Genomic DNA, 24,410 nt, shown 5'->3' on the forward strand with positions numbered 1-24,410 from the left:
GCAATAAAGATAAGGGCGAGAGTTTATCACAAAGCGGAAAAAAACAGGGCCTGGCGATGCCGGGCCCTGAGGAAAATGCGAAATTTAATCGCGCGGAATGGCGGTGCCCCAGGTTTTCCAGTCCTTAGGCTCTTCCGGATTCAGCAGGAAGTGTTTGTTCGGCGTGGCTTTCGGCGCCAGCGGAATGGTCGGCGGCGTGGCGAAGGCGATACCGCCGCGGATGAACTGCTGGAAGGTGCCGCTCTTGATCACGCCGCCGGTCAGGCCGAACTGCAGGTTGTAACCCGAAGCCAGCCAGAACACGCTGTTGTTGCGCACCAGATGCTGATATTTCTTGCTGATGCGCAGCGCGACGTGCACCCGATCGGACATGGCGCCAAGGTAGAAGCCGGTGATGGTACCGACCTCTACGCCGCGGAACAGCACCGGCGTGCCGATCTGCAGCGAGCCGGTTTCGGCGGCGTCGAGCACTACGCTCAGGCCGTCGAGATAGCGCGAGTCGGTGATGCTGGCCTGCTGCAGCTCGAAGGTGCGCAGCTCGCGGCCGCGCCCCGGCTCCACGTTGATATAAGGCTGGAGCAGGGTATCGAGATTGCTGACGCCGGCGGCGGAGATCTCCGGCGAAACGATTGAGAAGCGGCTGCCCAGGCGCGCGAAAGTGTGCACATATTCCGGATACAGCACCGCTTTGGCCAACACTTCGTTGCGCTCCGGCGCCAGCTGCAGCGACTCCACCTGGCCGACGTCGATACCGAGGTAGCGCAGCGGCATGCCCGCCGACAGCTTGCTGGCGTCGTAGGTTCGCAGCATGATTTGGCTGCCCACCGCGCGGGCGGCGGTTTCGCTGGCGTACAGCACGCGGTTGGCGCCCTTGTTGAGCGTCACGCCCTGCAGGTTGTCGAAGCTGATGGCGCCTTTCAGCGCGCGGTTAAGCGGCGAAGCCTGCACCGTCAGCCCGCTGCCGTTGAGCTGCACCTTGGCGCCGCCTTCGGCCCAAAAGATGCTTTCGCGGGTCAGCAGCTTGCGGTATTCCGGGCTGATGTACACGTCCACCTCAAACTCGTTGGCCTTCGGCCGAACGTTGACGATCTCGCCCACCTGGAATTTGCGGTACAGCACCACCGAACCGGCCTGCACATCCGGCAGGCTGGTGGCGCTGAGGGTCAGGGTGGTGGAAGGGGCGTTGCCGACGATGCCTTCCTCGGCTTTTTCGCTGTTGGCGTACAGCGGGTATTGGCCGCCCGGTTCCCCCTTGCTGCCGGGAATAATGCGCACGCCGCCGTCCACCCATTCTTGGGCGCTGGCGCCGAGCACTTCCATGCCGTCGATGCCCAGCTTGACGTCGAGCCGGCTGTTGACCACGAATTTGCTGTCTTTGTGCAGCAGGCCGCGATACTGCGCGTCGATGGCGGCGGTGAACACCACGCCGCCGGCGGTCAGGGTGCGGCTCAGGATCTGGCCGACTTTCACGCCGTGCACCACCAGCGGTTGCCCGACGTCGATGCCGTAGCTTTGCGGCGCATTCAGCGTGACGGTCAGCACGCCAGGCTGCTGTAACAGCGTTTCGCTGCTGTCCAGCACGTTGAAGCGCTGCTGCGGCTCACCTTCGCCCGGCACCAGCTCCAGCGTGGTGCCGGTCAGCAGTTGGCTGAGCTTGGCGTCGTTGAGGCTGATGCGCGGGCTGCGCATCACGATGCGGGTGCCGCTGCGCATCAGATCGACCACCGAAGGATCGATGGTCAGTTCACCGACCACTTTGCTGTCCTGTTGCAACGTCAGCTTGGTCAGGGTGCCGACCTGCAGCCCCTGGTACATCAGCGGCGTGCGGTTTTCACTCAGGCTGTTGCCGCTCGGCAGATCCAGCAGGATATTGACGCCGCGCTGGCTGTGGGCCAGATCCGGATACAGGGTATAGCTCTGATCGCCCTTGGCCTGCTGGCCATCGGCCGGCGAATCGAAGGCGATGGCGCCGTTGACCAGCGCCGCCAGGCTCTCCATTTGCACCGTCGCGCCGGACAGGCTGAAATCGCCCTTGAAACCGGAGACATTCCAGAAGCGGCTGTTGCTCTTCACCAGGTTGGCGAAACGGCGGTCGATCAGTACGTCGATGGTCACGCCCTTGTTACCTTCGCTGATGGTGTAGTCATACACCTTGCCGACCGGGATTTTACGGTAGTAGACCAGCGAGCCGCTGTTGAGCGAGCCGAGATCGTCGGCGTGCAGGTGGATCATCAGCTCGCCGGTGTTCAGGCGGTATTTCGGCTGGGTATCGAGCGCGGTGAAGTGAGTTTGCTCCTTGCCGCTGCCGGGCATCATGCCGATATAGTTGCCGCCGACCAGCGCATCGAGCCCGGAGACCCCGGCCAGCGAGGCTTTGGGCGTCACCAGCCAGAACTGAGTGCCTTCGCGCAGCGAGTCTTCCAGATCGCTTTTGATGCTGGCCTCCACCACGATGCTGCGCAAATCTTTGCTCAGGCTGATTTTCTGCACCGTGCCGACCTCTACGCCCTGATAGCGTACCGGCGTGCGGCCGGCGACGATGCCCGCCGCCGATTGGAAATCGATGGTGACGGTGGTGCCGCGCTCCTGGAAATTGTTATAGACCAGCCACCCGGCGATCAGCAGGGCGATGAACGGCAGTAACCAGAACGGTGAAATGCGGCGCTTGTTCTTGACCCGCGCTTCAGTCGGTGTAGTCGGCGTTTCCTGTTGCATGTGCATCCCAAATCAATCGGCTATCCAGCCACTCAACGGCAAGAATAGTCAAAATGACCGCCGAGCCAAAGTAAAACGCGGCCGGTCCCATAGTAAAAGATAACAGCTGGTCGCGGTTTACCAGCGACATCATCAAGGCGATAACGAACAGATCGAGCATCGACCAGCGGCCGATCCAGGCGACCAGACGCAGCAGACGAATGCGCGTCTTCAGGCTGTGCGAGGTTTTGAAGTGAATGCTGAACAACAGCGTGATCAGCACGATCACTTTGGTAAAGGGCACCAGCACGCTGGCGATGAACACAATGGCGGCGATCGGCACGTTGCCGGAGGTGGCCAGCGAGACCACGCCGGAGAATATGGTGTCTTCGAGGCGCACGCCGTTGGCGTAAATGATGGAAATCGGCAGCAGGTTGGCCGGTATCAACAGGATCATCGCCGCGATCAGCGCCGCCCAGGTTTTCTGCAGGCTGTAAGGCTGGCGGTGGCACATCGGCACGTGGCAGCGCGGGCAGCGGCCGCGCGCGTCGGGGTAGCCGGTATAGTGGCAGGACAGGCAAATGTGCAGCGCCGCCGGCGGGCCTTTCGGCTGTTCCTGCGGGTAGTAACGCTCCCACAGCTGCTCCAGGTTGGCGTGGATCAGCGTCAGGATGCTGAGCAGGGTGAGCGACAGGTAGGCGATCAGCGCGCTGCCCGCCTGGATGTCGGCGTAATCCTGCACCTTGATCGCCGCCACCGCCATGCCGATCAGATAGATGTCCAGCATCACCCACTCTTTGAGCCGCTCCAGCATCAGCAGCACCGGCCGCAGGTTCATGCCGAGCGCGTGGCCGAAGCGCAGGTACAGCAACGACAGCGCCAGCGTCAGCGGGGCGCCGATGGTGCAGAACGCCACCATGCTGGCGGTAAGCGGGTCGCCCTGACGGCTCATCTGCCAGATGCCTTCCAGCAAACTGGCATCGATGCGCGTGCCGAGCAGGCGGATGCTGATCAGCGGTTCGGTGAAGGCGAACGGCATCAGCAGCAGCATGGCGATCGCCATGGCGGTCAGGCGCGTCATCGACCAGTCGCGGCCGTTCACCACCTTGGCGTTGCAGCGCGGGCAATAGGCGGCCTGGTTGCCGCTGAGCGGCGGCAGCACGAACAGCAGATCGCACTCGCAGCAGCGCTGGTGGCGCCCTTTGGAAAGGGGGGCGGTGATCGCGTGTATTTTCATCTTTGACAAGTCGCTGCCCTTGAGCCCGCCGGAACTGTCAGCGTAGCTGAAAAATAAACCGGCCGCGTCACTGGCGATCGGGCGCCGGACGGTAAAACGAGGTAAACCGGGATTCTGAGCGGCAAACATACCCCGAGCGACAGGGTTTTGTGAAGCAACAGATGATTAACCTTGTGGCTATACGCATTTAATGCTTATTTTATAGGGCCTAAGCTTTGGGCTTCTGGCCATCTTCACTGTTTCAATGGTTATCACATGACAAAAGAACAATTCTACGCGGAATTAAAACGTGACCTGAGCGCGTTGCTCGGCGGGGAAACCAACTTTATCGCGGCGTTGTCCAACGCCAGCGCGTTGCTCAACGAGCGTCTGGATGACGTGAACTGGGTCGGTTTCTATCTGATGGATGGCGGCCAGCTGGTGCTGGGGCCGTTCCAGGGCAAGATCGCCTGCGTGCGTATTCCGGTGGGCAAGGGCGTGTGCGGCACGGCGGTGGCGGAAAATCGCGTGCAGCGCGTCGGCGACGTGCATGCGTTCCCGGGCCATATCGCCTGCGATGCGGCCAGCAACGCGGAAATCGTGCTGCCGCTGGCGGTTGGCGGCCGAGCGATCGGCGTTTTGGATATCGACAGCACGGTTTATCAACGCTTCGACGAACAGGACGAAGCGGGCCTGAAAGCCGTGGTGGCGGGGCTTTGTGAGCAACTGGAACAGTGCGACAGTGCGAAATATGTGACTGTGGCGGCAAGTTGATCGACGGTTAACGTGGCAATTACCGATGGCGTCATTATAATGACGCCTGTTCATGCCTGTGGCTTGTTGGCAATACCGTTGTAATCAGGAAATTTCATGGAAAATCAACCTAAGTTGAACTCTAGTAAAGAAGTCATTGCTTTTCTTGCCGAGCGTTTTCCGCTCTGCTTTAGCGCCGAAGGCGAAGCTCGTCCGCTGAAAATCGGTATTTTTCAGGATTTGGTAGAGCGCGTGCAGGGGGAAGAGAATCTCAGCAAAACGCAATTGCGTTCTGCCCTGCGCCTGTACACCTCAAGCTGGCGTTACCTGTACGGCGTCAAAGTCGGCGCGCAGCGCGTCGATCTGGACGGCAATCCGTGCGGTGAACTGGAGCAGCAGCATGTCGATCATGCTCGCCAGCAGCTTGAAGAAGCCAAAGCGCGCGTTCAGGCACAGCGTGCCGAACAAAACGCCAAAAAACGTGAAGCCGCCGGTGAATCCGCCGATGCCGCGCCACGCCGTCCGCGCCCAGCCGGTAAAAAGCCCGCTGCACGTCGCGAAGGCGGAGCCGCGCCGGAGAACCGCAAGCCGCGCCCACAAACTCGCCCACAGCCAGCTCGTCAACCTCGTGCAGCAAAAGAGGAAAACCAGCCGCGTTATGCGCCAGTCACGGATATCTCTAAACTGCAAATTGGCCAGGAAATCAAAGTCAGAGCAGGCAAGAGCGCGATGGATGCTACCGTACTCGAAATCGCTAAAGATGGCGTACGTGTGCAGCTCTCTTCCGGTCTGGCGATGATTGTGCGCGCAGAACACTTGCAGTTCTGATACGGAGGCCAACCCAGGCATGAACAAATTCGTCAGATTAACAGCGATTGCAGGGCTGCTGTGGGCGGGTGTTAGTTACGGCGCGGAAACAGCCAACATCCGCATCGGCCAACTGCCTCAACTGCAACAGGAACCTCAGCACGCTACGGTGAGTGAGCGCGTCACCTCGCGCTTCACTCGCTCTCATTACCGCCAGTTTGCCCTCGACGCGGAGTTTTCAGGCAAGATCTTCGATCGCTACCTGAACATGCTGGACTACAGCCATAACGTGTTGCTGGCCTCCGACGTGGCGCAGTTCGCCGGCAAACGCAATCAGGTTGGCGAAGAGCTGAAAACCGGCAAGCTGGACACCTTCTACGCGCTGTTCAATCTGGCGCAGAAACGCCGCTTTGAGCGTTACACCTATGCGTTGTCGTTGCTGGACAAGCCGATGAACTTCACCGGCAACGGCACTATCGATCTCGACCGCAGCAAAGCGCCGTGGCCGAAAGACAAGGCCGAGCTGGATAGCCTGTGGGATGCGAAAGTCACCTATGACGAGCTGAACCTCAAGCTGACCGGCAAGACCGACAAAGAAATCCGCGACACGCTGACCAAGCGCTATCAGTTCGCCATCAAGCGCCTGACGCAAAGCAACAGCGAAGACGTCTTCCAGCTGGCGATGAATGCCTTTGCGCATGAAATCGACCCGCACACCAACTACCTGTCTCCGCGCAACACCGAGCAGTTCAACACCGAAATGAGCCTGTCGCTGGAAGGCATCGGCGCGGTGCTGCAGATGGATGACGACTACACCCTGATCAACTCGATGGTGCCGGGCGGCCCGGCGGCGAAGAGCAAGGCGATCACCGTGGGCGATCGCATCGTCGGCGTCGGCCAGGCCGGCAAACCGATGGTGGACGTGATCGGCTGGCGCCTGGACGACGTGGTATCGTTGATCAAAGGGCCGAAAGGCAGCAAGGTGCGCCTGGAGATCCTGCCGGCCGGCAAGGGCACCAAAACCCGCGTGGTCACCCTGACCCGCGAGCGCATCCGCCTGGAAGACCGCGCGGTGAAAATGACCATCAAGACCGTCGGCAAAGAGAAGGTGGCGGTGTTCGACATCCCCGGCTTCTACGTCGGTCTGACCGATGACGTGAAAGTGCAGCTGCAGAAGATGGCCAAGCAGAACGTCAAGAGCGTGATCATCGATCTGCGCACCAACGGCGGCGGCGCGCTGACCGAAGCGGTGTCGCTGTCCGGCCTGTTCATTCCGAGCGGCCCGGTGGTGCAGGTGCGCGACAACAACGGCAAAGTGCGTGAAGACGCCGACACCGACGGCGTGACCTACTACAAAGGCCCGCTGGTGGTGCTGGTCGATCGCTTCAGCGCCTCCGCCTCCGAGATCTTCGCGGCGGCGATGCAGGATTACGGCCGTGCGCTGATCGTCGGCGAGCCGACCTTCGGTAAAGGCACCGTGCAGCAGTACCGTTCGCTGAACCGCATCTACGATCAGATGCTGCGCCCTGAGTGGCCGGCGCTGGGGTCGGTGCAGTACACCATTCAGAAGTTCTACCGCGTCAACGGCGGCAGCACCCAGCGCAAAGGGGTGACCCCGGACATTCTGATGCCGACCGGCGTCGATCCGGCGGAAACCGGCGAAGCGTTTGAAGACAACGCCATGCCGTGGGACAGCATCAATGCGGCGACCTACAGCAAGACCGGCGATATGGCGCCGTTCGAGCCGGAGCTGCTGAAAGATCACCAGCAGCGCATCGCGCAGAATCCGGAGTTCCAGTACATCGCGCAGGATATCGCGCATTACAAGGCGCTGAAGGATAAACGCAACATCGTGTCCCTCAATCTGGCGGTGCGCGAGAAAGAGAACCACGACGACGATGCGACCCGTTTGAAACGCATCAACGAGCGCCTGGAACGTGCGGGCAAGAAGCCGCTGAAATCGCTCGACGATTTGCCGAAGGATTACCAGGAACCGGATCCGTACCTGGATGAAACCGTGCATATCGCGCTGGAGCTGGCTCATCTGGAAAAAGATCGGCCCGCTCAGCAGCCAACGCCGGCCAAATAAGGCCGCGTCCGGCAGGATGAAAAACGCACCCTCGGGTGCGTTTTTTTATGGTGACGCGAAGGCCTGCTTCCCTGCAGGGGGAATGGGGGCGGGCTTATGCGTCGCCTGACAAATTTATGGCAAAAAACCCTCCGCCTTGCGCAACAATCGTTTACAATTTGCCAAATCCCGGTCGCGCGCCGTTTTTGTAAAGTTTCGTATTTTTAGTAGGTTAATGACGCGCGACTCTTGAAACTGTGACGAATGCCCATACGATCTAGGGTATCTTCGACAGCGTTTTGTTAACATTTATGAGGAAGTAAACATTTTATGATGCGTATAGCTCTGTTCCTGCTCACCAACCTGGCGGTGATGTTGGTTTTCGGGCTGGTGCTCAGCCTGACAGGAATCCAATCCAGTAGCGTTCAGGGCCTGATGATCATGGCCGGTCTGTTCGGCTTCGGCGGCGCTTTCGTGTCGTTGCTGATGTCCAAGTGGATGGCGCTGCGCTCCGTCGGCGGGGAAGTGATTGAACAACCGCGTAACGAAACCGAAAACTGGCTGCTGGAAACGGTGCGCCGTCAGTCGCAGCAGGCGGGCATCGCCATGCCGCAGGTTGCTATCTACCACGCGCCGGACATCAACGCCTTCGCCACCGGCGCACGCCGCGACGCCTCGCTGGTCGCCGTCAGCACCGGCCTGCTGCAGAGCATGAGCCGCGACGAAGCGGAAGCGGTCATCGCGCACGAAATCAGCCACGTCGCCAACGGCGATATGGTGACCATGACCCTGATTCAGGGCATCGTGAACACCTTCGTCATCTTCATTTCGCGCCTGATCGCGCAGGTGGCCGCCGGCTTCCTGGGCAACCGCGACGGTGAAGGGGAAGGCAACGGCAACCCGATGATTTATTTCGCGGTGTCGATGGTGCTGGAACTGGTGTTCGGCATCCTGGCAAGCATCATCACCATGTGGTTCTCGCGTCACCGCGAGTTCTACGCCGACGCCGGCTCCGCCAAGCTGGTGGGCCGCGAGAAGATGATCGCCGCCTTGCAGCGTCTGAAAACCAGTTACGAGCCGCAGGAAGCGGGCAGCATGATGGCGTTCTGCATCAACGGCAAATCCAAGTCGTTCAGCGAGCTGTTCATGTCGCATCCGCCGCTCGACAAGCGCATCGAAGCGCTGCGTTCCGGCCAGTACCTGAAGTAATCGGCTGAATGAAAGGAAAAACCCCGGCTCGCCGGGGTTTTTTACGGCATGACGAAATCGCTTTTTCAGGAGGAGGATGCTGATTCAAGCGTCAGATTTCGCGATTTGAATACGGCCTTTCCGCCTCTCGCGGTACGCTAGCCGCTGCAGGCTACCATGCCTGACGCCTTCGCTTGCTTGATTTGGGAAGCTCATGCTATATGCTTTGGCACCATAACGTCTGTCCCTGAGGCCCTATGAAAATCAACGCTCTTCCCTTGCTCGGCTGTGATGAGGCGCTGGCGCGCCTTACCATATTGGCGGGCGGCGTCGCCGATGCGTCTGCGGAGTTGTTAAACCGGAATGGTTACGATTCTGAACAGCCAGCTATACGCTGGCATTCAGGCGACCTGCACCTCCCATCGTTTTTCCCAGACGAGAACGACAGGCACGATTACGATTATCTGGTTGTAGAAGGAGATTTGATCGTAGAGGGGTGCATGGCGGTGTCACCCCAGCGGGAGGATGGCGGCATCATTGTGCTGGGGCGGCTGCAGTCGGATACGCTGATTTGTTTGGGCGAGCTGCTCGTGCGTGACGATGCCCGCATACGCCATGCCTATTGCAGCTCTGGAAACGACGGCGCGTTTGTGGTGGGGGGAAATCTGGCCGTGCTCACCCTGGTAGAAACGGGGGAATTTATCCATGTACATGGCGATCTCGACGCGCGATGTCTCGCCTCATTGCAGAACTTCGTTCAGGTTGACGGAGAGACGCGCTGCGACTGTCGAATCGACAGCGCGCAGTCCGCTGAACCGATCACGCGCATGTTCGCTTCAGACCTGCTGAAGGCTTTTGAGGGGGAGGATAACGACGGCCAACACATTGTTGGCTGGTATCCGGATGACGATGCCTATTTAGCGTGTTTGCAACAAGGCCGCAGCCCTTTGAGGAGCGGCGACTGACGCCAAGCGTATCACACCTGGCGCGGCGTGATTCAGGCCGGCCGCATTGCTGGAACCGCCGGCTTTAGAATCGATGGGGTTTCGGCTGTTTCTATGGCCGCTATTTCACCTCGCGGCTTGGCTGCGCCGTTTGCGCCGTCGATTGGGTGATGCGCAGGCTGCTGACCGCCGCCGCCAGAGTGGCGAACACGCCGGCCAGGACCAGCGATGCGTGGGTGCCGGAGGTGGGGAACAGGTTGAACATCAGCGCCACCAGCGCGGCCCCCGAGGTTTGCCCCAGCAGGCGAGCGGTGCCCAGCATGCCGCTGGCGCCGCCGCTGCGGTTACGCGGCGCGGCGGAGATGATGGTGTGATTGTTGGGCGACTGGAACAAGCCGAAGCCGGCGCCGCACAGCACCATGCGCCAGATAATGTCCCAATTTGACGGAGCCGCGGGCAGCAGCGCCAGCGAGAACAGCCCGAGCGCAAACACCGCCAGCCCAATGCAGCCCAGCAGGCCGGCGTGCACGCGCTCCACCAGCCGGCCGGCGATCGGCGCCATGACGACGATCGCCAGCGGCCACGGCGTCAGCAGCAGCCCGGTCGCCACTTCGTCGCGGCCCAATGCGCTTTGCAGGAAGAACGGCAGCGACACCATCGCCAGCATTTGCGCAGCAAACGAGCAGATTGAGGTGCCCATCGACAGGGCGAAGATCGGGATGCGCAGCAGGTCGACCGGCAGCAGCGGAAATTCCTGGCGCAGCTGGCGGCGCACGAACACCGCGCCAATCGCCAGCAGCGCGGCGATCTCGCTGAAGATCAGCGTCAGGCTCTGGCCCTGGGCGAAGCCGCTGATGGCGGTGATCAGCAGGCCAAAAGTCAACGCGTTCAGCACGGCGCTGGTGGGATCGAAACGGCGGTTATCGCTTTTTTGGCCGTTGGCCGGCAGGAACTTCATGCCCAGCAGCAGCGCGACGAGGCCGATCGGCAGGTTAATGGCGAACAGCCACTGCCAGGACGCGACCGACAGGATCGCCGCCGCCACCGTCGGCCCGGCCGCCGAGGAGCAGGCGACGATCAGCGAGTTGATGCCCATGCCGCGGCCGAGAAAACGCTGCGGATAGATGATGCGGATCAGCGCGGTGTTGACGCTCATGATGGCGGCGGCGCCAAAGCCTTGCAGCACGCGGGCGATGGTCAGCGTAAGCAGCGAGTCGGACAGGGCGCAGAACAGCGAGGTGATGCTGAACACCAGCAGCCCGGCCTGATAGATGCGGCGATAACCGATCAGATCGCCGAGCGACGCCAGCGACAGCAGAGAGACGGTGATCGCCAGCTGATAGGCGTTAACCACCCAAATGGAGCTGGCCGGGCTGGCGTTGAGATCGCGCGCGATGGTGGGCAGCGCCACGTTGGCTATCGCGCCGTCGAGCACGGATACGGTAATGCCGAGGGCGATGGCGAGGATCGCCCCATAACGTTGCGGGACGGGGAGGCCGTCGGAACAAGGACGCATGTTGGTCTCAGCGGTATTTATTCAGGGGAGTATTATCATGCTAATCATATTCGCCCGTGATTGCATGCCCCTTGTCCGCTGAATTGTAAACGGCGGTGAGCGGGCCGGCGGTTATCCATTTGGCTTCAATCGTTTAGCGTTCAACTGCGTTGCGCGTCGCGATCTGTTCCGATTATACTGAAACCCTTGTTTAAATTTCCTGAAACAGAACCGTTAAGTAGGGTATTCGCCATGGCTAACGCAGATTCAGACAAGCAACCGGATGCCGTCTCATCCGTAATGAAAGTGTTCGGTATTTTGCAGGCGCTCGGCGATGAGCGCGAGATTGGCATTACTGAACTGTCCCAGCGGGTGATGATGTCCAAAAGCACCGTCTACCGTTTTCTGCAGACCATGAAAGCGCTGGGCTACGTTTCGCAGGAAGGCGAGACGGAAAAATATGCGCTGACGCTCAAGCTGTTCGAGCTGGGCGCCAAATCGTTGCAGAACGTCGATCTGATCCGCAGCGCCGACGTACAGATGCGCGAACTGTCGAACCGCACCCGCGAAACCATCCACCTTGGCGCCCTGGACGAGGACGGTATCGTCTATATCCACAAGATCGACGCGATGTACAACCTGCGCATGTATTCGCGCATCGGTCGCCGCAACCCGTTGCACAGCACCGCCATCGGTAAAGTGCTGCTGGCCTGGCGCGAGTGGGATGAGGTGGCGCAGATCCTGTCGCAGATTGAATTTACCCGCAGCACCGAGCATACCCTGACCAGCGCCGCCGAACTGCTGCCGGTGCTGGAGCGGGTGCGTGAGCAGGGATACGGCGAAGATGCCGAAGAGCAGGAAGTGGGGATCCGTTGTATCGCGGTGCCGGTATTCGATCGGTTTGGGGTGGCGATCGCCGGGTTGAGCCTCTCTTTCCCGACGCTGCGCTTTTCCGAAGCGGCGCGGGAGGAGTATGTGGCGCTGTTGCACGTCGCCGCCCGGCGCATCAGTGAACAGCAGGGCTATCACGACTATCCGTTCTGACCCTTCGCTTCCATGAACAAGGCGCTGCCATGGCAGCGCCTTGTGGCTATTTCACGCCCGGCGTCAGCCGCTGCGAAATCCGTTCCAGCACTAACATCAGCAACAGCGTGGCCGCCACCAGGATCATGGTCAGCGTCGCGCCGTTGGCGATGCTGCCGCGATCGGTCAGGCTGAAGATAGTGACCGGCAGCGTCGCCCAGCTCGGCGGGTAGATCATCATAGTCGCGCCCAGCTCTCCCATCGACAGCGACAGGCTGAGGGCGAAGGCGGAGATCATATAGGGGGCGATCATCGGCAGGGTGACGTGGCGCAGGCGGAACAGCGGCGAAGCGCCCAGGCTGGCGGCGACGTTCTCGTAGTCGCCAGGCAGCCGGGCCAGCCCGGCCATCACGTTGCCGAAGGTGAAGGCGGAAATCAGCACGAAGTGGGCGACGGGCACGATCAGGAAGGTGCCGTTCATCTGCAGCGGCCCCTGGCTGAACGCCACCAGCACCCCGAGACCGATCGACACCGAAGGCACCGCGCTGGGAATGAAGAACAGCGTGCTCAGCAGGCGCTGGCCGCGCCCCTGATGGTGGCGCAGCGCCAACGCCGCCCAGGTGCCGCACAGCAGCGCGAACAGGCTGGCGCTGAAACCGATAGCCAGGCTGGCGACCAGCGCGTCCCAGGAGGCGCCGCCAAAGGCCTGGCGGAAGTGGCTGAGGGTGAAACCGCTCGGCAGCACGCCGTTCCACTGTTCGCTCAGGCTGGACATCAGGATCACCGCCAGCGGCAGGCAGAAGAACAGCGCGAACAGCGTGACCGCCAGCGTGCAGGTCAGGGTGCGGCCGGTGCGAGACCAAATCAACATCGTCAGTTCCTCAGCCCGGCGCGCGCCGCGGCGTAGCGGTAAAGGGAGAACAGCCCGAGCGACAGCGCGATATTCACGACGGCGATCGCGCAGGCGACGGCGTAATCCGACTCCAGAATCGCTTTGGAGTAGACCATCATCGGCAGCGTGGTGACGCCCTTGGCGCCAATAAACAGCACGATGCCGAACTCATTGGTGGTCAACAGCAGGCACAGGCTGCCGCCGGCCAGCAAGGCCGGCAGCGCGGCGGGCAAAATCACCTGGCGCACCACGCGCCCCGGCCGGGCGCCGAGGATGCTGGCGGCTTCGAGCTGGCTGCGATCGATCTGCGACAGCGCCGCCATCAGCGGACGCATCACCAGCGGCGTAAACACGGTGATTTCCGCCAGGATCACGCCCCAGATGGAGTAAAGAAAGTCTACCGGCGGCAGGGTGAAACCGAAGGTCGCCATCAGCGTACCGTTCAGCAGGCCGGCGGAGCCGTAGATAAAGGTGAAGGCCAAGGTGATCAGGAAGGTCGGCATGGCGATAAAGGTATCGATCACCCAGGCGATCAGCCGGCTGCCGGGGAACGGCGTGAACACCAGCAGCAGCGACAGCAGGGTGCCGAGCACCAGGCAGCCCAGCGTCGCCAGCAGCGCAATCTGCAGCGTATTGAGCAGGGCGCTGACAAAGCGTCGGGATTCGAACACCTGCTGCAGCGCGGCGGCGCTGAACAGCCCCTGATCGTCGGTAAACGCCTGTTTGACGATCAGCGCCAGCGGATAGAAAAACAGCGTCGCCAGCACCAGCAGCGGCAGCAGGATCCATAAACGGCGCGGTGAACGCGGCCGCCGGGCCGGGCGAGTAAGCGTAGAGTCGGTCATGTCAGTCCTCGATCAGTACCGCGTCGTCAGGGGCGAAATAGAGCGGCACGCGCTCGCCGATCTGCGGCATCCGGCTCTGATGGGTGGTGACCACGCGCAGCGGGTGGCCTTGCGCGTCGAACTGCAGGTGCGTCAACTCCCCCTGCCAGTGAATATCGCGCAGCGTGCCGACGATGCAGTTGCTGCGCTGGGCATCGGCATCGAGCGCAATATGCTGCGGCCGAATGCACAGCAGTTTGTCGAAGCCGCGTTGTGCGCCGTAGGTGAAACAGCCGATCACTTTTCCAGCGCAGCTGACGGTGGTCATGCCTTGGCCGGCGGTGGTTTCCAGCGCGGTGGCCGGCAGCAGGTTGGCGCGGCCGAGGAACTCGGCGGCGAAGCGGTTTGTGGGATGACGGTACAGCGCGCGGGTCTCGCCGTGGGCGATCAGGTGTCCGTCGCGCATGATGCCAATCTTGTCCGCCAGCGTCAGCGCTTCGCCCTGATCGTGGGTGACGTACAGGATGGTCAGCTCCGGCAGCTCGCGGTGCAGGCGGGCGATCTCTTCCACCATGCTGTGGCGAATCTGCGCGTCCAGCGCCGACAGCGGTTCATCCAGCAGCAAGACTTTGGGTCGCACCGCGATGGCGCGGGCGATCGCCACGCGCTGCTGTTGGCCGCCGGAGAGCTGGCTGGGATAACGCCTGGCGTAGGCGGACATGCCGACGATGGCCAGCGCCTCCTCGACGCGCTCGGCGGTGAGGCCGCGCGGCTTGCCCTGGGCGCGCAGGCCGAACGCCACATTGTCCTCGACGCGCATATGCGGAAACAGCGCGTAGTTCTGTACCACCATGCCCAGACCGCGCTCATAGGGCGGCACGTCGGTGACATCGACGTCACCGATGGCAATACGCCCGGCGGAAGGCTGCACGAAACCGGCGATCGCCCGCAGCACGGTAGTTTTGCCCGAGCCGGAGGGGCCGATCAGCGCCAGCACTTCGCCGGGGGCGATGGTGAGCGTCAGGGGTTTCAGCACTTCGGTGCCGCGATACGACACGCTGACGCGGTCGAGTTGGATGCCCGACGGCCCGGTGATGTCGAGGCTGTTATCCCGCGCCTCGGCGCGGGAAGAGAGGGTAGAAGGCATTGTCAGCGTCATTCGGTCACCTTGTGCCAGCGTGAGATATCGGCGGACAGGCTGCTCACCACCTGATTCCAGTCCGGCGCCCAGATGTCCACGCCTTCCAGCGCCGCCTGCGACCGCTTGAAGTTATCGTCGGTCGGGATGACGTCCTTACGCACCGGCATGCCGTAGGACATGGCGCTAACGCTGCTCTGCGCTTCTTTGCTCAGCAGGAAGTCGATCAGCTTTTTGCCGTTGGCGCTTTGCGGCGCGCCTTGCACCAGGCCGACATAGTAAGGCAGCGCCAGCGTGCTGCGCTTGCCGTCCGGCCCGGCCGGCCAGAACACCTGCACGTTCGGGTTGCTGCGCATCTGCGCCAGGTTCATCTGCAGATCGCCGTTGGCCACCAACAGCTCGCCTTTATTGACCAGCGCGGTCAGCTTGCCGGTGGAAGCGGAAGGGCCGACGTTGTTGCTTTGCAGCTTGCCGAGGTAGTCGAAACCGGCGTCTTTGCTACCGAAGCTGTGAAACGCCTGCAGCAATACTGCGGTGCCGTCACCGGCCTGGCCCGGCGTGGAGTACTGCAGCTTGTTGCGGAACTGCGCGTCCAGCAGCTGTTGATAGCTGGCGGGCGCCTGCGGCAACAGTTTGGCGTTATAGATGAAGCTCAGGTAGTTGTTTACCAGCGGCACGAACTGCGGCTGAGCGTCGGCGATCTGCGCCGCATCCTGCGGGGTGAAATCCTGCAGCAGTTTTTCCGCGGCGGCGCGCTGGATGAACGGCGGCGGCGTCACCAGCACGTCGGCCTGCGGGTTGCTGCGCTCTTTCGACAGCCGCTCTACGATGGCGCCGGAACCGCCTTCGACGTACTGCACCTTGATGCCGGTTGCCTGAGTGAAGGCGTCGAACTGGGTTTGATACCAGCTGTGATCGCCGGCGTGCAGACCATCGGCGGAGTAGACGGTCACCACCGCGTCGGCGGCCCAGGCCGGCGCGGAGCCGAGTGCGATGGCGGTCATCACGACCAGACGAGAAAGTTTCATAGCTTCAGCCTCACTGTTGCGGATTTATGCGTAACTGGTATACACCAGATATGCGGCCACGCTAATCGGCGAATATGACAAACAAATGAAAGCGGCAAAATATATTTGCCGGCAACGGGGAATTGGGCGTGGGGGAGAAAGGCGGGGCGGCGGGCGCAGCCCCTGTCATGCGGGGTTAAAGCGTATCGACTTCGATGCGCAGGCTGTCGTGGCGCCAGTACTCGATATCGAAATCAAGAATGCGGCCGTGCTGGTCGTAATTCAACCGGCGCAGCAATAAGGCGGGCAGGCCGACCATGGCGCCGAGCGCGTTGGCGGCGCGGTAAGGCAGGGCCGTCGGGTAGAACGACAGGTGCATGTTGCTGTAAATCAACGCGTAATGCTGTTGATAGACTTCGGTCAGGCTGCCGTTGAGATCGTGGCTGAGCAGTTCCGGCACCCGCTGCGGCAGGCAGTGGTTTTCGCAATAACAGATGGCGCGGCCGTCGGCGTAGCGCACGCGGCGCAGCAGATACACCTGGTCGAAGGGTTCGAGCGCCAGCGGCTGCATCACGTCGAGCGGCACCGTGGTTTTTTCGCCGGACAGCAGCGCGGTGCGCGGCACGCGCCCCTGCTCCTGGCACAGGCGGTGGAAGTTGGTGTTCTGCGTCGGATCCAGCCACAGCCGTTCCGGCGTGACGAACCAGCCGCGGCGATCGGCGCGATAGATGGCGCCGGTGGCCTCCAGCTGCGCCAGGCTCTCGCGAATGGTAACGCGGGTGGTGGAGAAGATGGCGCACAGCTCGCGCTCCGAAGGCAGCTTGTCGCCCGCCTGCAGCGCGCCGCGGGTGATGCGCGCCTGAAGCTGATCCTTGATCTGCAGGTAGTGGGGCATTTCGCCCTGATGTTCTTTCATTTCATCTCGCTATGGCATCGGCCCGTCATTCCGGCACGCGCTTATTATACATAGCCAGATGAATTTTTTGTTTCACCGCGCTTTGTCGTTTGACCAGGGAAGGAATTTTCCGCCACAATGCCTGCAATCTGGTATAGACCAAATAGGTGAATAACATGTCCGATCGAAACTACCTGCTGTTGACCCCCGGCCCGTTGACCACGTCGAAAACGGTAAAAGAGGCGATGCTGTTCGACAGTTGCACCTGGGATGAAGATTACAACCTGGGCGTGGTGCAAAGCATCCGGCAGCAGTTGGTGGCGCTGGCGACGCCGTCCGCCGGTTACACCTCGGTGTTGCTGCAGGGCAGCGGCAGCTTTGCGGTGGAGGGCGTGCTGGGCACGGCCATCGGCCCGCAGGACAAGCTGCTGATCGTCAACAACGGCGCCTATGGGGCGCGGATGATCGAAATGGCGCGGCTGATGGATATCGACCACCACGCTTTCGACTGCGGCGAGGTCAATGAGCCGGACGTGACGGCGATGGAGGCGGTGCTGAAAAGCGATGCGCGCATCAGCCATATCGCCATGGTGCACTGCGAAACCACCACCGGCATGCTCAACCCGCTGCAGAAGGTCGCCGGCCTGGCGGCGCGCAACGGCAAGACCTTTATCGTCGACGCCATGAGCAGCTTCGGCGGCATCCCGCTGGATGTAGACGCGCTGGGCATCGATTTTCTGATCAGCTCCGCCAACAAATGCATTCAGGGCGTGCCGGGCTTCGCTTTCGTCATCGCCCGCCGCAGCGAACTGGAGAAATGCGCCGGCCGCTCGCGCTCGCTGTCGCTGGATCTGTATGCCCAGTGGCGCTGTATGGAAGACCAGGCCGGCAAATGGCGCTTTACGTCGCCGACCCACACCGTGCTGGCCTTCGCGCAGGCGCTGAAAGAGCTGGAACAAGAGGGCGGCATTGCCGCGCGCCACCGCCGCTATCAAACCAATCAGCGGCGGCTGGTGGCGGGCATGCGCGAGCTGGGCTTTGAGACTCTGCTCGATGATGCGTTGCATTCGCCGATCATCACCGCATTCTATTCGCCAAAGGCCGACACTTACCGCTTCGCCGAATTTTATCAGCGCCTGAAACAGCAAGGGTTTGTGATCTATCCCGGCAAAGTGTCGCAGAGCGACTGCTTCCGCATCGGCAACATCGGGGAAATTTATCCACAAGATATCGAACGTTTGCTGGCGGCCGTCGGGCAGGCGATGTACTGGAATCAATAAGGATTGACCATGAAACAGATCAACGCAGTGATCCTCGACTGGGCTGGCACCACGGTGGACTTCGGCTCCTTTGCGCCAACGCAGATTTTCGTCGAGGCGTTCAAACAAACCTTCGATATCGACATCAGCCTGGCGGAGGCGCGCATTCCGATGGGGCTGGGCAAATGGCAGCACATCGAGGCGCTGGGCAAGCTGCCGGCGGTCGACGCGCGCTGGCGGCAGAAGCTGGGCCGCTCGATGAGCCACCAGGATATCGACGCGCTGTATCAGGCGTTTATGCCGCTGCAAATCGCCAAAGTGATCGACTTCGCCGATCCCATCGAGGGTGTGCCACAGGTGATTGCCGGGCTGCGCGAACAGGGCATTAAAATCGGCTCCTGCTCCGGTTATCCGCGTGCGGTGATGGAGGTGCTGGTGCCTGCCGCCGCGCAGCGCGGCTACGCGCCGGATTACTGGGTCGCCACTGACGATCTCGCAGCAGGTGGCCGGCCGGGGCCGTGGATGGCGTTGCAGAACGCCATCGCGCTGGGCATCGATGCGGTGGCGCACTGCGTGAAGGTGGACGACGCGGTGCCAGGCATTCATGAAGGGCTGAACGCCGGGATGTGGAGCGTCGGGCTGGCGCTGTCCGGCAACGAGTTTGGCGCGACCTGGCAGGAGTACCGCCAAATGGCGGCGGCAGAGATCGAGCAGCGCCGTACGGCGGCCGCCGATAAGCTGTATGCGGCGGGCGCACATTATGTGATAGACACGCTGGCGCAATTGCCGGGCGTTATCGCCGACATCAACCGGCGGCTGGCGGACGGCGAGCGGCCGTAACGACCGGGCGCGGGGCATAAAAAAACCGGGGAGAATCCCCGGTTTTTTCGTTTTGAGACGGCGTTAACGGTGAGCCAATTCGACTTCGTCTTCGCTGTCCATCACGGTTTTGTCGGTTTGCTTCATCAGCTGGCTGGTGATGGTGCCCGCCGCCATGGAGCCGTTGACGTTCAGCGCGGTACGGCCCATGTCGATCAGCGGTTCGACCGAGATCAGCAGCGCGACCAGCGTCACCGGCAGGCCCATCGCCGGCAGCACGATCAGCGCGGCGAAGGTGGCGCCGCCGCCCACGCCCGCCACACCGGCGGAGCTGATGGTGACGATGCCGACCAGGGTGGCGATCCACACCGGATCCAGCGGGTTGATGCCGACGGTCGGCGCAACCATCACCGCCAGCATTGCCGGGTAGAGGCCTGCACAGCCGTTCTGGCCGATGGTGGCGCCGAACGACGCCGAGAAGCTGGCGATGGATTCCGGCACGCCCAGGCGACGGGTCTGCGCTTCCACGTTCAATGGAATGCTGGCGGCGCTGGAGCGGCTGGTGAAGGCGAAGGTGATCACCGGCCACACCTTGCGGAAGAATTTCAGCGGATTAACGCCGGTGAAGGCCAGCAGGGCGGCGTGAACCACGAACATGATGGCCAGGCCGATGTACGAGGCCACCACGAAGCTGCCGAGCTTGACGATGTCGTGAATGTTGGAACCGGCAACCACTTTGGTCATCAGCGCCAGCACGCCGTACGGCGTCAGTTTCATGACCAGACGCACCAGCTTCATCACCCAGGCTTGCAGGGTGTCGATAGCCACCAGCACGCGCTCGCCTTTCGGCTTGTCGTCTTTCAGCAGCTGCAGCGACGCCACGCCGAGGAAGGTGGCGAAAATCACCACGCTGATGATCGACGTCGGGCTGGCGCCGGTCAGATCGGCGAACGGGTTTTTCGGGATGAACGACAGCACCATCTGCGGCACGGTCAGGTCGGCCAGTTTACCCACGTAGTTGGTCTGGATTGCCGTCAGGCGCGCGCTTTCCTGCGCGCCCTGCACCAGGCCTTCGGCGGTCAGGCCGAACAGGTTGGTGACCAGTACGCCCACCAGCGCCGAGATCAGCGTGGTGAACAGCAGCGTGCCGATAGTCAGGACGCTGATTTTGCCCAGAGAAGAGGCGTTATGCAGCTTGGCCACCGCGCTCAGGATCGAGGCGAACACCAGCGGCATGACGATCATTTGCAGCAGTTGCACATAGCCGTTGCCGACGATGTTGAACCAGCTGATGGATTCTTTCAGTACCGGGTTGTCGGAGCCGTACACCAGCTGCAGGCCCAGACCGAACACCACGCCGACCACCAGGCCGACCAGCACTTTTTTCGCCAGGCTCCATTGCTTGTGGCGGGTTTGCGCCAGCAGCAACAGGAGCGCGACAAACACCAGCACGTTAATCACGAGCGGAAAATTCATCCCCAATGTCTCCAATCATCTTTCTTATAAAAACGACTACGCATCACGTATGTCGCGATGTAAATATCGTAACAGTTTGCCGGGTGGCCTACTTATATCCAAATGGAATTTGATATAGCTTTTTGTGTGTTTTTGTTCGTTTTATATACATGAAGGTGATTGGTTGAGCGGATTTTTGTGATCAGAGTCTAATATTTCTGATTTGCTCGACATAGGATTGCACCGGCAGGGTGAAATCACCTTGCCAGCAGATGGCAAACGCCACCAGACATAGACATAACACACGCTCCAGCTGGTTGCCTTTTTGCGAGTTGAGCAGCGGCAGACGAAAACGCCAGCGGCACGGCCACAGCAGTGGAACGCCGGCGGGGGTGAGCATATCGGCCAGCAGATGGCTGAAGTAACCGATGATCATGGCGTGCAGCGCGTCGGCCGGGATCGGCCAGCTGCGCGGCACGTCCAGCTGGAACAGCGCCATGCCGCCGGCGATCGCCAGCAGGCTGTGGGTGAAACCGCGGTGGCCGAATGCGCGGGCGATAGGAATGGCGAGCCAGCGCAGACGCTGGCCCAGCACCGACTTGGGGTGATCGATGTCCGGCAGCAGCGAGGTCAGCAGCGCGGCGGGTATGATGTGCCACCAGTCGCCGGTAGCCAGTTCTGGCGTCACTTCCGCCTTCTTGGCGAAGATCGCGCAAGCGACAGAGAATATAAGGTGTCCTTCCGCGGTCATGCTGTTGCGATTCCGGCTGGTAAACTGTTAATTTATCCAGTATATGGGAAAATTCCCAGTAGTGGAAGCAGTTACCCTGTAACCAATTGTTTATTTTCCCCTGTTTTACAACGGGTTGTTAAGGCAATGCGTAACAAATCATCGATTTTGACCGGTGAGAATTAACGGCGGGCGATGGGCGGGTGCGGAACGGAAAGAAACGAGGGCGGTTGTTTGGCGTGCGGCGGGAGGAAGCGGCGGCCTTGAACAGCGCTGCGTGGCAGTGACAACGCTCCGCGGGCCGTCGCTTTCCCTGCCGCCCAGCATAATAATAACAACATGCCAATTCAATAATAATGAAACACTGTTTCGTTTGTTTTGCGGCGTGGATCCCCTTTATGCGCAGAGCGGCAAAGCCAGGGCGCCGGTGGCCGGCGCCGCAGGTCAGGCAAAATGGGCGGGGGTGAGCTGTTCCAGGGTCTCCAGCTGGTGGTCCGCCAGCGCCCAGCGCGGATCGTGGCGGTATTCGGCGGCCGGGATGACGATGGAACGCATGCGCGCGGCCTTGGTGGCGATCATGCCGTTAAAGGAGTCTTCCAGCGTGATGCAGCGCAGCGGATCGCTGCCCAGGCGCTCGGCGGCGATCAGGTAGACCTCCGGATGCGGTTTGCTGTACGGCAGGTATTCGGCGGAAACCAGCTGATCGAAGTAGCCCTCAAGATCGAACATCTTCAGCACCTGCCGTTGCATGTGCAGCGGCGAGGCGGAGGCGAGGCCGATGTTCAGCCCCTGCTCGCGGCACAGCTCCAGCGCCTGCCGGACGCCCGGCAGCAGCGGGCGCGTCTCGTGCACCAGCTCGATGGCGCGTTCGATAATCCGCGCCGACACCTCATCGAGCGATACGCCTTGCCACGGCATCGCCTGGTACCACATCTTCACCACCAGATCGATGCGCAGCCCCAGGGTGTCCGGCAGTTTGTGGCGATCGGACAGATCCAGACCCAGCGCGCCGAAGATATCCAGCTCGGCCTGCAGCCACAGCGGTTCCGAGTCGATCAACAAGCCGTCCATATCAAAAATTGCGGTTTCAATGCGTTGCGAATAAGCCATTAACGGTTAACTCCTGCCGGCGCGGGTGAATGTGCCCGATACTCTATCATCGCCGGTGGCGAGACTAAAATCTTTGCCTGCGCGTTTGGCTTTTGCCAAAGCGAAGGATATTCCACACCTCGCGTAATTTTAACCACCAGCGTTGGTGTTGGCGCTCGGTGACCTGTTGCAACATGCGGGCATAGTCCAGCACCAGTCCCGGCGTCCAGGTCATGCTTTCGCCACGGCTGCGCAGCACCGCCAGCATCCACAGATTGGGATCCAGCACCAATAACAGAAAACGGCGCCACAGATGTTTATCGCCCAGCACGCCCTCCAGCGCGCTGTCGAGCGCGCCGATGACCGTGGTGGAGCAGTTGCGCCGAGTCAGGTTGTAAGTCGCGTCCTGCCGATACCGCCGCCAGAATGCGCGCAGCGCCGCCGGGTTATAGCGATAGAACTGAATTTTCTTGTCCGGCGGGCACCAGGCGGCGATCTCGCCCGGCAGGTCGGGCAGGAAACGCCCGTCGACGTTGTTCTGTTCGCCGGCATGCAGCAACTGGCGGAAATCCTGAACGGAATGGCTGATGTCGTTGAGCGGGTAGTGACTGATATACACATCCGGCGCGAGCGCCAGGGCGGCATGACCGGTGGAGATATTGCCGCCGCCGTCGACCGCCGCGATGTATCGGTCGACAATGTAACGTCGGCGTGGATCTTTAGCCGCACCAATCGGTGTCCAGACATACACCGTGAGCGGCGTAGCCTCGTCCGCCGGGGGCGGTGGCTGCCGCGCGGGGTGCTGATTCAGAGAGAAGCTTGCCAGCCTCCGGGCGATACGCAATAAAGCCCAGCCGGAAAGCACCATCATCACGCCGAGGCAAAAGGGCACCGTCATCCGGTGCGGCGCCGGCCAGCCGACAAAAATCATCAACGAAAGCAGGATCTCGCCGCCGCCCGCCAGCGCCACGGCTTTCCATCGACTGTGTTGAATCACCGTGGAGGAGGCGATGCGCACGGCGCCGTCAAGCAGCAGCGCGCTGCCAAACACCACGGTGGCGACGATGTTATCGTCTGCGGGCACGTCCAACATTAAAAAGGCCATAAACACGAAGCCCAGCCCCTTCAGCAGCACCGGCCTGCTGGCAGAAGAGCCGATCACCAGCGCGGCGGATATCGCCACCAGCCCCTCCAGCGCCAGGATGACCGCCAGCGCATCCAGCGCCAGCACGGATCGGCCATCCTGCAGTATGTCGAACAGCACCAGCGCCCCTGCGGCTATCCACAGCCAACCGAACAGCACCAGCAGGCGGCGCTGGCCGTGCAGCGCCTGCGCGCCCAGCAATAAGATAATCAGTCGAATCATGGCGGCCTCTGCCCGAATGGATAACTTTATCTCTTCAATGATAGTGCCCGGACGGCGTTAAGCAGTTGATTTCGGCGAATTCGGCTAAGCTTGTAGCACAGCGGGAATGAAGAAAACGGTGGGCGAGCTTCGCCAACTGCAGGTAGACTTAGCCGATTCGGTTACGTCGCTAACAAGGGGAACACATGACGTATCAACAGGCCGGGCGTATCGCCATTTTGAAACGCATTCTCGGATGGGTGGTTTTTATCCCGGCGTTGCTGTCTACGCTGATTTCCGTGCTGGGCTTTGTCTACCAGCACAGTGAAAAAACTAAGGGCATCAACGCGGTGATGCTGGATTTTGTCCACGTGATGGTGGACATGGTGCGTTTCAATACGCCGTTCCTGAACCTTTTCTGGTACAACTCCCCGGTGCCTGACGTGGATAAAAGCCTGTTCAGCGGCGCCAATCTGATGTTCATCATCATCTACATACTGATCTTCGTCGGGCTGGCGCTGCAGGCTTCCGGCGCGCGCATGTCGCGCCAGGTCAAGTTCATCCGCGAAGGGTTGGAAGACCAGATGATCCTGGAGCAGGCCAAGGGCAGCGAAGGGCACACGCGCCAGCAGCTGGAGGAGCGCATTACGCTGCCGCACCACACCATCTTCCTGCAATACTTCCCGCTGTACATCCTGCCGATTGTGATTGCGGTGATCGCCTGGTTCGTGATCCGCCTGTTGGGGCAGTTGGCCGGCGCGGCCTGAGG

Annotated in this window: 21 protein-coding genes; 9 read left to right on the forward strand and 12 right to left on the reverse strand. The window is 61.3% G+C overall.

The window, feature by feature from the left end:
* Positions 1 to 84 precede the first annotated feature (84 nt).
* Together SSARUM2_RS10405 and yebS are read right to left on the reverse strand one after the other, a co-directional pair.
* The gene (locus tag SSARUM2_RS10405) at positions 85 to 2,715 is read right to left on the reverse strand and encodes a PqiB family protein (protein WP_033647432.1); all 2,631 of its coding nucleotides are present in this window, start codon (positions 2,713 to 2,715) and stop codon (positions 85 to 87) included.
* Positions 2,684 to 3,931: a membrane integrity lipid transport subunit YebS gene (gene yebS, locus SSARUM2_RS10410; protein WP_041037977.1), complete on the reverse strand. Its 1,248-nt coding sequence runs from the start codon at positions 3,929 to 3,931 to the stop codon at positions 2,684 to 2,686. Before yebS ends, SSARUM2_RS10405 begins: the two co-directional genes overlap by 32 nt.
* Positions 3,932 to 4,186: 255 nt before the next feature.
* On the opposite strand from yebS, the gene SSARUM2_RS10415 reads away from it, so the two are divergent.
* The 5 genes from SSARUM2_RS10415 (at position 4,187) to SSARUM2_RS10435 (ending at position 9,691) form a co-directional block, all read left to right on the forward strand.
* On the forward strand, positions 4,187 to 4,684 hold the full coding sequence (locus SSARUM2_RS10415) for a GAF domain-containing protein (protein ID WP_033638286.1): 498 nt from the start codon (positions 4,187 to 4,189) through the stop codon (positions 4,682 to 4,684).
* Between the two features lie 96 nt (positions 4,685 to 4,780).
* Positions 4,781 to 5,491: an RNA chaperone ProQ gene (gene proQ / locus SSARUM2_RS10420; protein WP_033638287.1), complete on the forward strand. Its 711-nt coding sequence runs from the start codon at positions 4,781 to 4,783 to the stop codon at positions 5,489 to 5,491.
* A gap of 19 nt (positions 5,492 to 5,510) precedes the next feature.
* Positions 5,511 to 7,559 (forward strand): carboxy terminal-processing peptidase, encoded by a 2,049-nt coding sequence (prc, locus tag SSARUM2_RS10425; protein ID WP_033638289.1) that lies wholly within the window; start codon positions 5,511 to 5,513, stop codon positions 7,557 to 7,559.
* 309 nt (positions 7,560 to 7,868) lie between these two features.
* Positions 7,869 to 8,747: a protease HtpX gene (htpX, locus tag SSARUM2_RS10430; protein ID WP_033638291.1), complete on the forward strand. Its 879-nt coding sequence runs from the start codon at positions 7,869 to 7,871 to the stop codon at positions 8,745 to 8,747.
* 236 nt (positions 8,748 to 8,983) lie between these two features.
* Positions 8,984 to 9,691 (forward strand): hypothetical protein, encoded by a 708-nt coding sequence (locus SSARUM2_RS10435; protein ID WP_049196132.1) that lies wholly within the window; start codon positions 8,984 to 8,986, stop codon positions 9,689 to 9,691.
* Positions 9,692 to 9,791: 100 nt separating this feature from the next.
* On the opposite strand, the gene SSARUM2_RS10440 is transcribed toward SSARUM2_RS10435, so the two are convergent.
* Complete coding sequence (locus SSARUM2_RS10440; protein ID WP_049196133.1) at positions 9,792 to 11,186, reverse strand: MFS transporter; 1,395 nt, start codon at positions 11,184 to 11,186, stop codon at positions 9,792 to 9,794.
* Positions 11,187 to 11,417: 231 nt separating this feature from the next.
* Between SSARUM2_RS10440 and kdgR the strand changes: the two genes are divergently transcribed.
* Positions 11,418 to 12,209, forward strand: coding sequence for a DNA-binding transcriptional regulator KdgR (kdgR, locus tag SSARUM2_RS10445; RefSeq protein ID WP_049212641.1), 792 nt, complete (start codon positions 11,418 to 11,420; stop codon positions 12,207 to 12,209).
* A 46-nt stretch (positions 12,210 to 12,255) separates the two neighbouring features.
* On the opposite strand, the gene SSARUM2_RS10450 is transcribed toward kdgR, so the two are convergent.
* From SSARUM2_RS10450 to phnR, 5 genes are all read right to left on the reverse strand, one after another.
* Complete coding sequence (locus SSARUM2_RS10450; RefSeq protein WP_049212642.1) at positions 12,256 to 13,059, reverse strand: ABC transporter permease; 804 nt, start codon at positions 13,057 to 13,059, stop codon at positions 12,256 to 12,258.
* Between the two features lie 2 nt (positions 13,060 to 13,061).
* On the reverse strand, positions 13,062 to 13,925 hold the full coding sequence (gene phnU / locus SSARUM2_RS10455) for a 2-aminoethylphosphonate ABC transporter permease subunit (RefSeq protein WP_033646329.1): 864 nt from the start codon (positions 13,923 to 13,925) through the stop codon (positions 13,062 to 13,064).
* A gap of 1 nt (position 13,926) precedes the next feature.
* A complete protein-coding gene (gene phnT / locus SSARUM2_RS10460; protein WP_049212660.1) occupies positions 13,927 to 15,051 on the reverse strand; it encodes a 2-aminoethylphosphonate ABC transport system ATP-binding subunit PhnT in 1,125 nt (374 codons plus the stop codon).
* Between the two features lie 8 nt (positions 15,052 to 15,059).
* Positions 15,060 to 16,070, reverse strand: coding sequence for a 2-aminoethylphosphonate ABC transporter substrate-binding protein (locus SSARUM2_RS10465; RefSeq protein ID WP_041034835.1), 1,011 nt, complete (start codon positions 16,068 to 16,070; stop codon positions 15,060 to 15,062).
* A gap of 175 nt (positions 16,071 to 16,245) precedes the next feature.
* The gene (gene phnR / locus SSARUM2_RS10470; protein ID WP_047567850.1) at positions 16,246 to 16,965 is read right to left on the reverse strand and encodes a phosphonate utilization transcriptional regulator PhnR; all 720 of its coding nucleotides are present in this window, start codon (positions 16,963 to 16,965) and stop codon (positions 16,246 to 16,248) included.
* Positions 16,966 to 17,120: 155 nt separating this feature from the next.
* Between phnR and phnW the strand changes: the two genes are divergently transcribed.
* Positions 17,121 to 18,224, forward strand: a complete 1,104-nt coding sequence (gene phnW / locus SSARUM2_RS10475) for a 2-aminoethylphosphonate--pyruvate transaminase (protein ID WP_033653908.1) — start codon at positions 17,121 to 17,123, stop codon at positions 18,222 to 18,224.
* 9 nt (positions 18,225 to 18,233) lie between these two features.
* Positions 18,234 to 19,043, forward strand: coding sequence for a phosphonoacetaldehyde hydrolase (phnX, locus tag SSARUM2_RS10480; RefSeq protein WP_049196137.1), 810 nt, complete (start codon positions 18,234 to 18,236; stop codon positions 19,041 to 19,043).
* A 63-nt stretch (positions 19,044 to 19,106) separates the two neighbouring features.
* Here phnX and SSARUM2_RS10485 read toward each other — a convergent pair whose 3' ends face one another.
* From SSARUM2_RS10485 to SSARUM2_RS10500, 4 genes are all read right to left on the reverse strand, one after another.
* Positions 19,107 to 20,498, reverse strand: a complete 1,392-nt coding sequence (locus SSARUM2_RS10485) for an L-cystine transporter (protein WP_033638304.1) — start codon at positions 20,496 to 20,498, stop codon at positions 19,107 to 19,109.
* Between the two features lie 181 nt (positions 20,499 to 20,679).
* On the reverse strand, positions 20,680 to 21,228 hold the full coding sequence (locus SSARUM2_RS10490; RefSeq protein ID WP_049212644.1) for a metal-dependent hydrolase: 549 nt from the start codon (positions 21,226 to 21,228) through the stop codon (positions 20,680 to 20,682).
* A gap of 423 nt (positions 21,229 to 21,651) precedes the next feature.
* Entirely contained in the window at positions 21,652 to 22,317 is a 666-nt protein-coding gene (gene hxpB, locus SSARUM2_RS10495) for a hexitol phosphatase HxpB (protein ID WP_033638306.1), read from the reverse strand.
* A 64-nt stretch (positions 22,318 to 22,381) separates the two neighbouring features.
* Positions 22,382 to 23,662, reverse strand: a complete 1,281-nt coding sequence (locus tag SSARUM2_RS10500; RefSeq protein ID WP_060426241.1) for a hypothetical protein — start codon at positions 23,660 to 23,662, stop codon at positions 22,382 to 22,384.
* A gap of 185 nt (positions 23,663 to 23,847) precedes the next feature.
* On the opposite strand from SSARUM2_RS10500, the gene SSARUM2_RS10505 reads away from it, so the two are divergent.
* Positions 23,848 to 24,408, forward strand: a complete 561-nt coding sequence (locus SSARUM2_RS10505) for a YniB family protein (RefSeq protein WP_033638308.1) — start codon at positions 23,848 to 23,850, stop codon at positions 24,406 to 24,408.
* The last annotated feature ends 2 nt before the right edge of the window (positions 24,409 to 24,410 follow it).

It is taken from the genome of Serratia sp. K-E0102 (assembly GCF_029962625.1).
GTDB classification, from domain to species: domain Bacteria; phylum Pseudomonadota; class Gammaproteobacteria; order Enterobacterales; family Enterobacteriaceae; genus Serratia; species Serratia sarumanii.

What these genes read in the sequence shown, in the direction of transcription:
- SSARUM2_RS10465 (WP_041034835.1), bottom strand. Translation starts at nt 16,070, where the DNA reads ATGAAACTTTCTCGTCTGGTCGTGATGACCGCCATCGCACTCGGCTCC.
- SSARUM2_RS10450 (WP_049212642.1), bottom strand. Translation starts at nt 13,059, where the DNA reads ATGTTGATTTGGTCTCGCACCGGCCGCACCCTGACCTGCACGCTGGCG.
- phnT (WP_049212660.1), bottom strand. Translation starts at nt 15,051, where the DNA reads ATGCCTTCTACCCTCTCTTCCCGCGCCGAGGCGCGGGATAACAGCCTC.
- SSARUM2_RS10440 (WP_049196133.1), bottom strand. Translation starts at nt 11,186, where the DNA reads ATGCGTCCTTGTTCCGACGGCCTCCCCGTCCCGCAACGTTATGGGGCG.
- proQ (WP_033638287.1), top strand. Translation starts at nt 4,781, where the DNA reads ATGGAAAATCAACCTAAGTTGAACTCTAGTAAAGAAGTCATTGCTTTT.
- SSARUM2_RS10415 (WP_033638286.1), top strand. Translation starts at nt 4,187, where the DNA reads ATGACAAAAGAACAATTCTACGCGGAATTAAAACGTGACCTGAGCGCG.
- SSARUM2_RS10435 (WP_049196132.1), top strand. Translation starts at nt 8,984, where the DNA reads ATGAAAATCAACGCTCTTCCCTTGCTCGGCTGTGATGAGGCGCTGGCG.
- phnW (WP_033653908.1), top strand. Translation starts at nt 17,121, where the DNA reads ATGTCCGATCGAAACTACCTGCTGTTGACCCCCGGCCCGTTGACCACG.
- SSARUM2_RS10490 (WP_049212644.1), bottom strand. Translation starts at nt 21,228, where the DNA reads ATGACCGCGGAAGGACACCTTATATTCTCTGTCGCTTGCGCGATCTTC.
- htpX (WP_033638291.1), top strand. Translation starts at nt 7,869, where the DNA reads ATGATGCGTATAGCTCTGTTCCTGCTCACCAACCTGGCGGTGATGTTG.
- SSARUM2_RS10500 (WP_060426241.1), bottom strand. Translation starts at nt 23,662, where the DNA reads ATGATTCGACTGATTATCTTATTGCTGGGCGCGCAGGCGCTGCACGGC.
- phnR (WP_047567850.1), bottom strand. Translation starts at nt 16,965, where the DNA reads ATGAAAGAACATCAGGGCGAAATGCCCCACTACCTGCAGATCAAGGAT.
- yebS (WP_041037977.1), bottom strand. Translation starts at nt 3,931, where the DNA reads ATGAAAATACACGCGATCACCGCCCCCCTTTCCAAAGGGCGCCACCAG.
- prc (WP_033638289.1), top strand. Translation starts at nt 5,511, where the DNA reads ATGAACAAATTCGTCAGATTAACAGCGATTGCAGGGCTGCTGTGGGCG.
- phnU (WP_033646329.1), bottom strand. Translation starts at nt 13,925, where the DNA reads ATGACCGACTCTACGCTTACTCGCCCGGCCCGGCGGCCGCGTTCACCG.
- kdgR (WP_049212641.1), top strand. Translation starts at nt 11,418, where the DNA reads ATGGCTAACGCAGATTCAGACAAGCAACCGGATGCCGTCTCATCCGTA.
- SSARUM2_RS10405 (WP_033647432.1), bottom strand. Translation starts at nt 2,715, where the DNA reads ATGCAACAGGAAACGCCGACTACACCGACTGAAGCGCGGGTCAAGAAC.
- hxpB (WP_033638306.1), bottom strand. Translation starts at nt 22,317, where the DNA reads ATGGCTTATTCGCAACGCATTGAAACCGCAATTTTTGATATGGACGGC.
- phnX (WP_049196137.1), top strand. Translation starts at nt 18,234, where the DNA reads ATGAAACAGATCAACGCAGTGATCCTCGACTGGGCTGGCACCACGGTG.
- SSARUM2_RS10505 (WP_033638308.1), top strand. Translation starts at nt 23,848, where the DNA reads ATGACGTATCAACAGGCCGGGCGTATCGCCATTTTGAAACGCATTCTC.
- SSARUM2_RS10485 (WP_033638304.1), bottom strand. Translation starts at nt 20,498, where the DNA reads ATGAATTTTCCGCTCGTGATTAACGTGCTGGTGTTTGTCGCGCTCCTG.